The sequence below is a fragment of the Acinetobacter lwoffii genome (assembly GCF_022967985.1).
In the GTDB taxonomy this organism is placed as follows: Bacteria; Pseudomonadota; Gammaproteobacteria; order Pseudomonadales; family Moraxellaceae; genus Acinetobacter.
The window spans coordinates 76,652-90,452 of the sequence record NZ_JALJVC010000011.1; the positions used below are offsets into that span (position 1 = coordinate 76,652).

The 13,801-nt window shown below is 43.8% G+C and carries 12 protein-coding genes; 4 read left to right on the forward strand and 8 right to left on the reverse strand.

Features of this window, described 5'->3' with window-relative positions:
• The first annotated feature begins 31 nt into the window (after window positions 1-31).
• On the forward strand, window positions 32-811 hold the full coding sequence (pcaD, locus tag MWG72_RS08400) for a 3-oxoadipate enol-lactonase (RefSeq protein ID WP_247143752.1): 780 nt from the start codon (window positions 32-34) through the stop codon (window positions 809-811).
• A 64-nt stretch (window positions 812-875) separates the two neighbouring features.
• Here the strand turns inward: pcaD and MWG72_RS08405 are convergent, their stop codons facing one another.
• Together MWG72_RS08405 and MWG72_RS08410 are read right to left on the reverse strand one after the other, a co-directional pair.
• Window positions 876-1,763, reverse strand: coding sequence for a DMT family transporter (locus tag MWG72_RS08405; protein WP_005100202.1), 888 nt, complete (start codon window positions 1,761-1,763; stop codon window positions 876-878).
• Between the two features lie 477 nt (window positions 1,764-2,240).
• Complete coding sequence (locus MWG72_RS08410) at window positions 2,241-2,687, reverse strand: GNAT family N-acetyltransferase (protein ID WP_247143753.1); 447 nt, start codon at window positions 2,685-2,687, stop codon at window positions 2,241-2,243.
• Between the two features lie 406 nt (window positions 2,688-3,093).
• Between MWG72_RS08410 and MWG72_RS08415 the strand changes: the two genes are divergently transcribed.
• The gene (locus tag MWG72_RS08415; RefSeq protein WP_004731123.1) at window positions 3,094-4,161 is read left to right on the forward strand and encodes a zinc-binding metallopeptidase family protein; all 1,068 of its coding nucleotides are present in this window, start codon (window positions 3,094-3,096) and stop codon (window positions 4,159-4,161) included.
• Window positions 4,162-4,351: 190 nt separating this feature from the next.
• Here MWG72_RS08415 and MWG72_RS08420 read toward each other — a convergent pair whose 3' ends face one another.
• Window positions 4,352-5,521 carry a thiolase family protein gene (locus MWG72_RS08420; protein ID WP_247143755.1) on the reverse strand — a complete coding sequence of 390 codons (1,170 nt, stop codon included), beginning with the start codon at window positions 5,519-5,521 and terminating at the stop codon, window positions 4,352-4,354.
• An 83-nt stretch (window positions 5,522-5,604) separates the two neighbouring features.
• Window positions 5,605-7,386, reverse strand: coding sequence for an acyl-CoA dehydrogenase C-terminal domain-containing protein (locus MWG72_RS08425; RefSeq protein WP_247143756.1), 1,782 nt, complete (start codon window positions 7,384-7,386; stop codon window positions 5,605-5,607).
• 499 nt (window positions 7,387-7,885) lie between these two features.
• On the opposite strand from MWG72_RS08425, the gene MWG72_RS08430 reads away from it, so the two are divergent.
• Window positions 7,886-8,491, forward strand: a complete 606-nt coding sequence (locus MWG72_RS08430) for a TetR/AcrR family transcriptional regulator (protein WP_180086969.1) — start codon at window positions 7,886-7,888, stop codon at window positions 8,489-8,491.
• Window positions 8,492-8,585: 94 nt separating this feature from the next.
• Here the strand turns inward: MWG72_RS08430 and MWG72_RS08435 are convergent, their stop codons facing one another.
• From MWG72_RS08435 to cysK, 4 genes are all read right to left on the reverse strand, one after another.
• On the reverse strand, window positions 8,586-8,780 hold the full coding sequence (locus tag MWG72_RS08435) for a heavy-metal-associated domain-containing protein (protein ID WP_180086968.1): 195 nt from the start codon (window positions 8,778-8,780) through the stop codon (window positions 8,586-8,588).
• A gap of 78 nt (window positions 8,781-8,858) precedes the next feature.
• The gene (gene cueR / locus MWG72_RS08440; RefSeq protein ID WP_180086967.1) at window positions 8,859-9,269 is read right to left on the reverse strand and encodes a Cu(I)-responsive transcriptional regulator; all 411 of its coding nucleotides are present in this window, start codon (window positions 9,267-9,269) and stop codon (window positions 8,859-8,861) included.
• The gene (locus MWG72_RS08445) at window positions 9,266-11,965 is read right to left on the reverse strand and encodes a heavy metal translocating P-type ATPase (RefSeq protein WP_247143766.1); all 2,700 of its coding nucleotides are present in this window, start codon (window positions 11,963-11,965) and stop codon (window positions 9,266-9,268) included. Before MWG72_RS08445 ends, cueR begins: the two co-directional genes overlap by 4 nt.
• A gap of 186 nt (window positions 11,966-12,151) precedes the next feature.
• On the reverse strand, window positions 12,152-13,150 hold the full coding sequence (gene cysK, locus MWG72_RS08450; RefSeq protein ID WP_247143757.1) for a cysteine synthase A: 999 nt from the start codon (window positions 13,148-13,150) through the stop codon (window positions 12,152-12,154).
• A 281-nt stretch (window positions 13,151-13,431) separates the two neighbouring features.
• Here cysK and MWG72_RS08455 point away from each other — a divergent pair, with 281 nt between their 5' ends.
• The gene (locus tag MWG72_RS08455; RefSeq protein WP_005266304.1) at window positions 13,432-13,749 is read left to right on the forward strand and encodes an ArsR/SmtB family transcription factor; all 318 of its coding nucleotides are present in this window, start codon (window positions 13,432-13,434) and stop codon (window positions 13,747-13,749) included.
• The last annotated feature ends 52 nt before the right edge of the window (window positions 13,750-13,801 follow it).

A 13,801-nucleotide genomic window follows, 5' to 3' on the forward strand; every position in this document is an offset into this window, starting at 1 on the left:
GGGATCGAGGGAGGATTAAGGATTTTAAAAAATGCCAACATTTACATCCAACGATGCCCAGATCAATTACCAGACCTTTGGTGATGCCAGTAAACCTGCCCTGGTTTTTTCTAACTCACTAGGCACCAAATTCAGCATGTGGCAACCACAAATTAAATTTTTCCAGCAAGATTATTTTGTTGTGTGTTATGACACTCGTGGTCATGGGGCTTCATCTGCACCGCAAGGTCCGTATAGCTTGGAACAGTTAGGTCAGGATGTTGTAAACTTACTTGATCATTTAAAAATTGAAAAAGCTGCATTCTGTGGTATTTCAATGGGTGGTTTAACCGGTCAATGGTTAGCAATCAACAAGCCCGAACGTTTTAGCCACGTGATTATCTGCAATACTGCTGCCAAGATCGGTCAGGAACAGGCCTGGCTGGAACGTGCCGCACTGGTACGTGAACAAGGTCTGGCGCCGATTGCATCTACTGCAGCATCACGCTGGTTTACCGATCCCTTTATCCAAAGCAATGCAGCAATTGTTGCAGAACTTTCAAACGACCTTGGAGCTGGCAGCCCGGAAGGTTATGCGAGTTGTTGTGAAGCTTTGGCTAAGGCGGATTTACGCGAACAGATCAAAACCATTTCAGTGCCGGTACTGATTGTGGCCGGTCAGCAAGACCCCGTAACGACGGTTGCAGATGGTCAAGCCATGCAAGCTGAAATTGCACAAAGCCAGTTGTTTGAAATCAATGCCTCGCACATTTCCAACATCGAGCAACCTGAAGCATTTAATCAGGCAGTTCAGAAATTTATTGCCGCTTAAACAGATGCAAAGAAAAAGCCACTTTTCGAAGTGGCTTTTTTTATCTTCTCAATATTCGTTCAGATTAGGCCCAGATCACTAGAATCGCCGCAATCACTACCAAGCCTAGTCCCCAATGCTCCGCACGTGCCAGTTTATCTTTAAAGAAATATGCCGAAATCAGCATACTAAACAGAATCTCAATTTGTCCTAAGGTTTTCACGACCGGCACACTCATCATGCTCATGGCAGTAAACCAGCCGAGTGATGCCATAAAACTGCACACACTCACCTTAAAAGTTAAGCCCAGACGCTGCCACATGGCCACTAAAGTCTGGCGACTGAATAGGCTGAGGTAAAGCAGCATACTCAGGCACTGAAAACTGATCACCATTAACAGCACCCAGGCCGCACGATGCAAGGTGGGTAAAGTGCTTAATTCCAGACTGGCTTCGCGTACCAGAAGCGAGGTAATGGCAAAACTTAATCCACTGCCAATCCCGATCGCCAATGTTCTCGCTGAAAACCCGCTGACCTGTTGGCCTTTACTCAATAAAAATACCGCATATCCGCCCAGCGCCACACCAATCCAGGCCAGGAATGACAAATGATCCGCTAAAAAGGTCACGCCAATAATGGCTGCAAGAATGGCTTCACTTTTCGCCAGCCCCACCCCAACGGCATAATTTTTTTGCTTGAACAGTTGCACCATCAGTGCCGTAGCTAAAATCTGACTGCAACCCGCAATCACCACATAGACCCAGAACTTGGGCGTGAAGTGAATCACACTTTCAACTGGCTTGAAATAATACAGGCTGCTCAGGTAAAGCGCAGCGAATGGCAAACCGAAAATAAAGCGTGCCAGGGTGACTCCCCACACATCGACCGTGGTGCTGAGCTGTTTTTGAAAGGCGTTGCGCCAAGCCTGCATAAATGCAGCAATTAAAGTGAAAAAAATCCAGCTGAATGCCATCTACTGATCGCTATTACTACAAAAATGAATTAATTCTATGTCTTAACAAAAGGACTGACTAATTAAAAATAGGATGCTGGCCAATAGCAGAAAGTTTGGCTTAATTTGGAAAGATTCCAGCTGAAAAAATGCAATGTGATCTGCCAGTCATTTTAAAACGTGAAAATGGTACTAATTTTGCTTAGTCAAACCTTCCTAGGCTGATGTGTACAGTGTGTATTTATTCTATATGTTTAAAGTATGTAATTAGACCTGAAGTGTAATTGAACTCTTTTCTACTTGGCTCCAATATGAAATGCAATAACAACAAGTATTCATCAGTGAAGACGAATACCCCTGTACCAGATCGCCGGATGCTATCTCAAGTAATGGCACATTGTTATAGGTGAAATCACCTATAAAACAGTCAGAAAATGACCATTTTTTTGGAAAATTTTGGAATATAAAATTGTGCCTAACAGTTTTTTTAATTTTCTTTTAAAAATCTGGATAATCCTTTCGCATCGGGATAAAACGGATTCCATGTTCTTCCGTGTATTTTCCCGTTTCCACAAAACCAAAGCGCTTGCAAATATCCAAGGCATAAAGACTGGATTTTACCGTAATAATTGAATGGCCTTGACGGCGGATCTCGCTTTCTAAAAAGTGCCACATTTGCCGGCGGCCATAACCCTGCCCCTGATAGACTTGGTTCAGGAAAAAATGCATGAAGTGTGCAGGTTCCATATAAGCCACGACGCCTATCACCTGATGATCGATTTCTGCCACAAAATAATGAATGTCCGGACGCTCGAAAATGGTCTGGATCATCTCAGGCTGAAAGCGCTGGCGACCTTCTTCCGAACTGATCACGGCATCGACAAAGGGTGCAATCACATCGACAATGGCACGAGTATCCTGAAGATTGGCTTTTCTAATTTTCATGTTTTTTTTAATTCCTCTTTATTAGCTTGCTCACATTAAAAATTTTTTATTCTTAAAAGTTAGCTGTTCTTGAATGGACTTCCCCCAAATTTAAAAACCAGTCGGAATATTTGGTAATATCCTTCAATACGCCTTGTCCGTGTTTTTAAGATGGCAACTCACTCTATTTAAAAATTTATTTATTTAAAAGCTTGTTTAACTATACTTTTTTATTAAAACAAAGATTCAATTGATGTTTCATTTAATATCAAGCAGCCTATATTTACAATTCATCCATATAGAATTTTCAATGAAATTTTTATGATGTTTCTTTATCAGGAAGAAATTTAGGTAGGCATTCTGAACCTTTTTTCGTGTTCATCATCGATAAACATTTTAGGTCGTTCGCTTCCCTACAGGGAGTTTAATGAAACATTTTGAATGTGCCGTCTGCAAGCAACAGCTGTTTTTTTACAAATCAGTTTGTGATCACTGTCTGTCACCGATCGGTTATATCGCTTCGGAAAAAGAGCTATGCGCATTCGAAAAACAGAGTGCTGAGCGATGGGTTCCAATCGCCAAAAACTACCAGCATGCCAGTTATAAACCCTGTCACAATTATGTAAATTATCAGGTATGCAACTGGATGATTCCCAGCGATGAAGATGAGGAATTTTGTGAATCCTGTCAGTTGACCCATGTCATTCCTGATTTGGAAAATTCCGAAAACCTGATTTACTGGTTTCGACTGGAAGAAGCCAAACGTCGATTCCTGTATTTGGCCCAGCGCATGAACATGATGCCACGCCCTAAAAAGTCTGAAGATGATCCATTTGGTCTGCGTTTTGATTTTCTCCTGCCCCAAGAAGATAAGCCTGTTTTAATTGGTCATGCCAATGGGGTCATTACCCTAAATGCAATTGAAGCCGATGTAGTTTATCGGGAAACTACACGTGTAAATATGGGTGAAAACTACCGGACTTTATTAGGTCATTTTCGCCATGAAAGCGGCCATTATTATTTTGCGCTCATGCAACATATGCATCCGGAATTGCTAGATGAATTCCGTCAGTATTTTGGCGATGAGCGGCAAGACTACAGCAAGGCACTTGAACGCCATTATAACGAAGGCGCACCAATCAACTGGCAGGAAAAGTATATCAGTGCTTATGCCACCGCCCATCCCTGGGAAGACTGGGCAGAAACCTGGGCACATTATCTGCATATGATGGAAACACTGGAAACTGCCTACTATGGTGGTATGCGTGTCGAAGGAAATGGCAGCTATCTGGCCAGTATGGATTTTAAAGAATGCCCGATTGGTGGACAGGATTTTGAACACATTCTAGAAAATTGGGTCACCTTGACCTTTAATCTGAATGCCTTAAACCGTTGTATGGGCCTGGAAGATGCCTACCCGTTCAAGCTGAGCGAAGCAGTAAAAGACAAGTTACGATTTATTCACCGGCATGTGCTAGAAAAAGTTTTTAAATAATTTAAAAAGTAATTTTTATAGTAAAAATATAGATGGAATCGGATCAGCAAAGTCTGAAAATATTGATTTTATTGTGTATTTTAAAAATTAATATGATTTAAAGAATCCCTGCTCCTGGCGAACCAAGAGCAGCAACTTTTGAATGAATCAGTATTGAGTTTGCTACCTGAATATACGATTTAGGATGTGCTTAAATCAGTTCCACAGCAATCGCAGTCGCTTCACCACCACCGATACATAAGGACGCAATCCCTTTCTTGCCGCCAGTACGTTTTAAGGCATGAATCAAGGTCACAATAATACGAGAGCCAGAAGAACCCAATGGATGACCAAGCGCACAAGCACCACCATTAATGTTCACTTTTGCTGGATCAAGCTTAAAGCCATCAATGGCTAACATAGTGACCATGGCGAACGCTTCGTTGATTTCCCAAAGGTCAACCTCCTGAGCATCCCAACCGGTTTTTTTCAGGACTTTTTCAATCGCACCAACAGGTGCAATAGTAAATTCTGACGGATGCTGCGAATGGCTGGCATAGGCCAGAATATTAGCTAGCGGTTTTAAGTTACGCTGTGCAGCAATTTCGCTCGAGGTGATCACCAATGCTGAAGCACCATCTGAAATTGAACTGGCATTTGCCGCAGTAATGGTGCCGTCTTTTTTGAACGCTGGACGCAGAGTTGGAATTTTATCAGCCTTGGCATTTAAAGGTTGCTCATCCTGCTCTACTATCATATCACCTTTACGGCTGCTGACAGTGACCGGCACGATTTCATCTTTAAAGAAGCCTTGCTGGACGGCGGTCACGGCTTTATTTAATGAGCCAATCGCATAGTCATCCTGCTGCTCACGCGTATAGCCTTTTTTATCCGCCATTTCCTGAGCCAAAACTCCCATCGACAGACCTGTTTCAGCATCTTCCAGACCTTCCTGGAACATGTGATCAATGACTTTGCCATGTCCCATGCGGAAACCGGCACGTGCCTTGTCCATTAAATAGGGTGCGTTTGACATCGACTCCATCCCGCCTGCAACCACAATCTCTGCTGAACCGGCCTTGATCGCATCTGCTGCCTGCATCACGGCTTTCATGCCTGAACCACAAATTTTATTGATGGTGGTCGCACCAGTTGAATCCGGTAGACCTGCCTGACGCATGGCCTGACGTGCCGGACCCTGTTTTAAACCGGCTGGCAGTACGCAGCCCATGATCACTTCATCAATATCATTGGCCGCCAATCCTGCACGTGCCACCACTTCTTTAATTGCCACAGCACCCAAATCCGGCGCGGTACAGCTTGAAAGTGAACCTTGAAAACCGCCCATCGCGGTACGTACTGCATCTACAATTACGATCATTTTAGTTTCATCCTTTTTCATCATTGTTATCCACACTGCACAGCCGAAGCTCTACAGTGTTGGTCCTTCGCAATCATTGCGGTTTAAGCCTGTGCGGTAAAATAGTCTTCAGGCAACTGCATGACCAGTTCCGCACCGGCCTGAATACGTTGAATTCGTGCACTCAAATCCGGAAGTACTTTGGCCACATAGTAATTGGCCAGTACCAGTTTGTTCTGGAAGTAGCTGTCGTCTTTGGCTGCAGCGGCTTTGCTAATCCGCGCATACATATAGACAAAGCTGAGCAACCCTACCGCATGTAAATAATCGACAGCAATCGCGTTAGCGAAATCAGGATTCAGTCTAGACTGCTCGACGATGAATCTGGTGATGTCTTCGAGTTGCTGACAGGTCTCTAATGTCACCGTTTTAATCGTCAATGAATCATCTAGACTTTGTGCAAATTCACGGATTTCAGCAATATATTCCGCGATATAAGAACCATTACATTTGGTGGTTTTACGCCCAATCAGGTCAATCGCCTGCACGCCATTGGTGCCTTCATAAATCTGTGAAATACGCAGGTCACGAATACACTGTTCCATGCCCCATTCACGGATATAGCCATGACCACCGAAGCACATTTGTGCTTCCAGTGCAGAATCCAGTGCCTTGTCGGTTAAGTAAGCTTTGGCGATTGGCGTCAACAAGGCCACACGGTCAGTCGCTTTACGCACGGCTTCAGGGTTGGTTGAGTATTTGGTAATATCCAGTTGTTGACCCACATACACTGCAAACGCACGCGAAGCTTCATTGTTGGCTCGTACATTGAGCAGCATACGGCGTACATCGCCATGTACCAGAATCGAATCGGCTGATTTTTCTGGAGATTTTGCACCAGTTGATGCACGGCCCTGTAAACGATCCGTCGCATATTGTGCTGCATTCTGGTAGGAAAATTCTGCTGCACCGATGCCCTGAATCCCCATAGATAAACGTTCGTAGTTCATCATCACGAACATGCCGGCCAGACCTTCATTTTCATTACCAACCATATAGCCCTTGGCGCCGTCAAAGTTCATGACACAGGTCGCCGAGCCTTTAATTCCCATTTTATGTTCGATCGAACCGGCAGCTACTGTATTACGCTCACCCAGTGAACCATCGGCATTGATCAGGAATTTCGGCACAATAAATAATGAAATACCACGTGAACCTGCTGGTGCATTCGGAGTTTTTGCCAGCACCAGATGAATGATATTTTCACTCAGATCATGCTCACCGCTGGTAATAAAAATTTTGGTACCGGTAATATTGTACGAACCATCTTCATTCGGTTCAGCTTTGGTCTTGATAATGCCAAGATCTGTGCCGGAATGTGGTTCAGTCAGACACATAGTGCCCGACCATTCACCCGTATAGAATTTTGGTAAATAAGTTTCTTTCTGTTCCTGTGAGGCGCGGTCACTGATCGCCATACCTGCACCCACCGTTAATAACGGATAAAGCATGAAAGATGGATTGGTGCTCCAGATCATTTCATCCGCCAGAACCGTGAGCATTTTCGGCATGTTTTGCCCACCCCATTCTTCAGGAGCACCCAAGCCCACCCAGCCACCTTCGGCAAACTGTCTGAAAGCTTCTTTAAAACCTTTTGGTGTCGTCACTTCACCGTTTTTAAACTGAGCACCACCTTCTTCATCAGCAGGACGATTCAGGTCAAGAATGACATTTTTAGAAAATTTGGCCATCTCTTCCAGAATTGCATTTGCCGTCGCCATATCTAAATGTGCAAGATTTTCATTACCTTGCCAAAATTGTTCAGCTTGGAATACATCATTTAAAATAAATTCCATGTCTTTTAGCGGCGCATTATAAATCGGCATTTTTAAATTCCTTAAAGGGTGATACTCAATCCTGTTGCCAAATATTTTCTAATTTTCATTAGAATCCAAACAGGCGATTTTAAAATCGTGATATCCAATTCTTGCAGTATTAAATCTATATCTAGATTCATAAAGTTGCCTTAAAAATCACGTCTTCATGTTCAGTATGAGTGACTGAATATGCCAGCTTAATATTGATCTACTTTCCGTACTAAACCCTGATAAATATGAGCTTAAAACAGTCGAAGGATTTAGCTTCGTGCGCTGAAACAATAAAATAATTATACTGAAAATGGAATTTTATTTAGCAAAGTTGATCTCTAGGGTTCAGTTTTCTTGACAATATTTCTGTCTGCTTAGCATCGCTATTTTTATTTGTCAGCAGTTGCTGCATAAATATACAAAATGAGATAAATATCACGACCTTAGTTTTATAGCCATCGCGTGCAAAATTGCATATCCTTGAAAGGTTCTTTTTCGAAAAGTATGGACCAAGAAGATGACGACTGTAAGACAGCAGAACTTCCTTCTTCGTAAAGAGAAGATCCTCAGCATGGCGGAAAGCCTGCTACTGGATAATAATCAGGACATTACCCTGAGTGAGCTGGCCAGTGAACTGGACATCGCAAAAGGAACCATCTACAAACATTTTAAAAGCAAGAACCAGTTATATTTAGAACTGATTATTCTGAATGAAAAAAGAATTCTAGAAATATCAAAAAAGCATAATAACGATATTAAAAATTATGTTTCACAATATATGCTCTATCACATGCTCAATTCAAACCGAACCATCCTGTTGCATGTCATTGAAGAGCGTTTAACCAATAACGAAAAAAATATGAAAGAGTTATTTCAGGAGCTTTATCGTATTCGTGAAGAACGAATTATCCGGATTAAAGACATCACCCATGATTATCTGGTGGCTTTAGAAAGTGCTATGTCGATTCGCGATTATTTGTCTTATATCTGGACAGTCACCTATGGCGCTTCGCTGTTATTAAATTCGACCAATTACCAAAAAGCGATTGGGTCACGTGAACGTCTGATTAAGCTGTATATTAATCAGGCACTCATGACGCCAGATAAAATCTCATCGGTATAATCACTATAATAAAAAATGCCTGATTCGATCAGGCATTTTTTATTTGGCTGTATAATTTCATACGATCATTAAGCGCGATCTAACACGACAATGATCAGGCTGCCACAGGCGGGAAACCATCTTCAGTTAAAGCTGCAACAATCTCAGACTCACTGGCTGTCGATTCAACTTCAAGCAGCTTAGTGGCCACATCAATATTCACAGTGGCATTCTCATCCAGATCTTTAATCGTAGCCGTGACACTGCGCGCGCAGCCACCACAGGTCATGTTTTCAATACGGAATTTCATGTTTAGCTCCATAGGATCAATTTAAAGTTTATCTGATTCGGCAGACTATATTTAATCTGAGTTGAATTGCAGATCTGGTCAGTGCTGTTCAGGAACGACACCCTGTTCAATCTGTTTTAAAATCTGGCAATCGGACTGTTCATTGCCGGCACACTGCTCAACCGATTGCTGTAAAATTAATAGCATATGCTGCATATCGGCAATTTTCTGTTGTAAAAACTGGATATGTTTTTGTGCCAGCTGTTTGACCTCACTACTCTGGCGTGAGCTGTTCAACCACAGACCGAGTAATTCTTTCATCTGCTCTGAAGAAAATCCAAGTTCACGTGCATGCTGGATAAAGCTTAAGGTTTTAATATCCGCGTCACTATAAACCCGATAACCTGTATCACTGCGTTTCGGAGCCGGCAACAAACCAATATCTTCATAATAACGAATCATTTTCGCAGAGATGCCAGAACGTTTTGCTGCCTGACCAATATTCATCATACTGACTCCTTAAACTGTGCCGGTTGATAGGCTTTTAATCTCAAGGCATTGCTGACGACAAACACGGAGGACAATGCCATCGCGCCTGCGGCAAACATTGGCGATAACAATATACCCCAAAATGGATAAAGCACACCCGCGGCAATCGGAATTAAGGCAATATTGTAGACAAAGGCCCAAAACAGGTTCTGTTTAATATTGCGCATGGTCGCCTGACTTAAACCAATGCCTGTAGCCACATGCTGTAAATTGCCTGACATCAACACCACATCGGCTGCTTCAATCGCGACATCGGTACCGGTTCCAATCGCCATACCGACATCGGCCTGGGCCAATGCCGGTGCATCATTGATTCCATCCCCAACAAAAGTGAGCACGCCGTATTGCTGCTGGAGTTGTCGTACTGCATCGACTTTTTCATGCGGCAAAACTTCCGCAATCACCTGATCGATTTTCAACTGTTTGGCGATCGCCTGCGCGGTATGCTGATGATCACCAGTAATCATCGCCACTTTAAGACCTTGGTCATGCAAGGCCTGAATCGCGCTATAAGTAGTTGGTTTAATCGGATCGGCTACTGCAATAATCGCAGCCAGTTTCTGATTAATCGCTACATATAAAGGACTACGACCCTGATCACCGAGCTTTTGTGCAGTGGCTCTAAACAGATCGACATTTAAGCCCAAGTCCTGCATCAGACGTTCTGCACCGATATGCAGCTGCTGACCAGCAACCTGTGCTTTTACCCCTGCACCAGTGATCGAATCAAAATCGGTCACTTTACTCAGTTCCAGTTCTTGCTCACGAGCAGCCTGAACAATGGCGTGGGCAATCGGATGTTCTGACTTGGCCTCCACTGAAGCGACGAGCTGTAATACGGTCTGCTGATTAAAATCTGCAGTGACTTCAAAGTCGGTCAGCAGTGGTTTTCCCTCAGTTAAGGTTCCGGTTTTATCCAGCGCGACGACTTTGGTTTGTTGCAGCAACTGTAAAGCTTCACCCTTACGGAATAGCACGCCCAGTTCTGCTGCACGGCCAGTGCCGACCATAATTGAGGTAGGAGTTGCCAGTCCCATCGCACATGGACAAGCAATAATCAGTACGGCGACTGCATTTACCAAGGCGTAGGTCAGATTCGGCTCAGGCCCAAACAGGAACCAGACCATAAAGGTCAAGGCCGCCAGTGCCATAACAGCCGGCACAAACCATAAAGTCACTTTATCGACCACAGCCTGAATCGGCAGTTTTGAGCCTTGTGCCTGTTCCACCATCTGAATAATCTGCGCCAGTACCGAATCTTGGCCGACCTTAGTCGCCTTGATTTGCAAGGTTCCGTTCTGGTTTACCGTACCGCCGACCACCTGATCACCGGCCTGTTTGGCCACGGGTAAAGGCTCACCGCTAATCATCGCTTCATCAATATAACTTTGTCCGGTAACGACTTCACCATCGACAGCGACTTTTTCACCCGGACGGATTTCAATCAACATTCCTTGTTGCACATCGGAAATTGCCAGATCAACCCAGTGATCATTCTGTTCTACCCGTGCCGTTTTCGGTTGCAAGCCCACCAGATACTGAATCGCTTCCGAGGTTTTACCTTTGGCTTTGGCTTCCAGATAACGCCCCAGTAAAATCAGCGCGACAATAACGGCGGCCGCTTCAAAATACACATGCACAGTGGACTGCGGTAACAGCTCCGGAAAAAAGGTCGCAATACAGGAAAAGCCATATGCGGCAATGGTTCCAACGGCCACCAGCGAGTTCATATCCGGTGCCAGACGCAATAGTGCCGGAATCCCATGCTGATAAAAACGCCGTCCCGGAATAATCAGCACCAAAGTGGTCAGTACAAACTGCAGATACCAGCTGTTCTGGGTTCCCAGCGTATGGGCAATAAAATGATGAAATGCCGGAATCAGATGCGAGCCCATTTCCAGAATAAATACAGGTGCTGTCAGAATGACTGCAAGCCATAAATCTCGTTTCAGTTGTGCCGTTTCATTGGCTTTCTTTTCCTGAAAAGCATCATGGCTATCTGTCGACATATCCCTACCAGATTTTATGGTGGCCTGATAACCGGCTTTCTCCACCTCAGCAATCAAGGCCGGAATCTGGGCATGCGAGGCCTTCACCCAGGCAGTTTCGGTGGCCAGATTGACCTGTGCTTCGCTGACACCTTCTACTTTTAATAAAGCTTTTTCCACACGTGCCACACATGAAGCGCAAGTCATGCCTTCAATAGCCAGTTCAATGCGATCGCTCTGAATATCAAAACCGGCTTTTTGCACGGCTTGAGTCAGCTTGGACAATGGCACAGAATTGATCGCACTCACATGCGCCTTTTCAGTGGCCAGATTCACTTGTGCATCCAGCACGCCCTCCACTTTTTTTAGGGCTTTTTCTACGCGAGCCACACAGGATGCACAGGTCATGCCTTCAATGTTCAAATCAAACTGTTGCGTCGGTACATCGAAACCGGATTTTTCAATTGCTTGAACCAGCGCAGCGGCAGCAATCGGCTGCTGGCTTTTAATAAAAGCTTTTTCAGTCGATAGATTGACAGACGCCTCGACCACGCCTTCAATTTTTTTCAAGGCTTTTTCCACGCGAGCGACACAGGAGGCACAGGTCATACCGCCAATCTGCACCTGCTGCTCATATAAGCGGTTGCTATCTTGTTCTGCCATACCCATCTCCATGCCTCAACTCACTGTTGAGCTTATAGCTTAAACATTCCCATCATGGTAAGGTCAAGTCCTTCATCTGACTATTTTAAAAATAATGCAGCGTCCTGCTGCGATTTAAAATTACCCAATAAAAAAGCCCGAAGATGACTTCGGGCTTGTATGGCAGTATTTAAAATATAAAATGCATCAATGTTATTCGGCAGAAATATCTTCAAACAAGATCGAAGACAGGTAACGTTCACCACCGTCTGGCAAAATCACCACAATATTTTTACCGGCATTTTCAGGGCGAGCCGCCAATTGTGCCGCGGCTGCCATAGCCGCGCCACTTGAAATACCGACCAGGATACCTTCCTGAGCTGCCGTTTTACGTGCCCACTCGACTGCATCTGCGCTATTAATGGCAATCACTTCATCAACGAGTTCTAGGTCCAGATTGCCTGGAATGAAGTTGGCACCAATCCCCTGAATTTTGTGTGGTCCAGGTGTAATGTCTTCACCACGTTTGGCCTGACCAATAATCGCAGACTCAGCGGGTTCCACCGCCACTGAATATAAAGGCTTATTTTTTACCTTTTCAAAGTAGCGTGAAATACCAGTAATGGTTCCACCCGTTCCGACACCTGCGACCAGAATATCGACATTGCCCGCAGTCGCCTCCCAGATTTCTGGACCCGTGGTTTCTTCATGAATTTTAGGGTTGGCCGGATTTTCAAACTGTTGTGGCAGGTAGTACAGTTCAGGATTTTCATTGACTAGACGTTGTGCTTCTTCAATCGCGCCCTTCATGCCTTTGGCCGGATCAGTCAATATCAGATTGGCACCCAATGCTTTCACCACCTTACGGCGTTCAATACTCATGCTTGAAGGCATGGTCAAAGTAATGTCATAACCTTTGGCTGCCGCAACAAAAGCCAATGCAATACCGGTATTGCCGCTGGTTGGCTCGACAATATGCATACCGGATCTGAGCTTGCCAGATTTTTCAGCATCATTAATCAACGCGGCACCAATACGACACTTGACTGAGAATGCCGGATTACGGCTTTCAATTTTCGCAAGTACCGTGGCCGGAGCGGAAATCACACGATTAATACGAACAAGCGGTGTATTTCCAATCGCGTCTGCATTATTACTATAAACCGCTATACCTAAATTATTCGGTGTTGGAAAAGCTGAATCTGTACTCATGATGATATCCCTGATGTTATTGGTTCAAGTCGCTTAAACATCATACAAGCATTTTTTTGCTTTGTAGATGTTTGATGAAACTTGCACTTCATTGCACGAATGTGAACTAAAATACTTTCTGCACTATGCAATAAATTTATCTTATCTATCAATATTTAAAATATAATTTTAATTGATAATTCAATTCATTAAAAACCATAAAACTTAACTGTTTTTAGCAAGGTATTACGGGCTAAGACCCGTATAATTAGCGGGCTGTAACTTTATAATGGACATATTGAATGAAAACCGATTTTGAAATCACGACTATGCGCGATTCAGCAGAACAGGTCGTTGGCATTTTAAAATCTCTGGCCAATACCGACCGTCTTCTTATTTTATGTCATCTGTCTCAAGCGGAACTGAATGTTTCAGAAATTGAGGAAATAACTGAGATTAAACAGCCGACACTTTCCCAGCAGCTCATGATGTTGCGCAAAAGCGATGTGGTAGATACCCGGCGCGACGGCAAACAGATTTATTATTCAATTAAAGATCAAAATTTGATTGTGGTCTTAAATACCCTTTATCAATTGTATTGCGGCAATTCAGCTAAATAAAGAATCTTTCTTTTTTCAGTCATCAAGAGGAGTTTTCTTTAAACTCTTATTG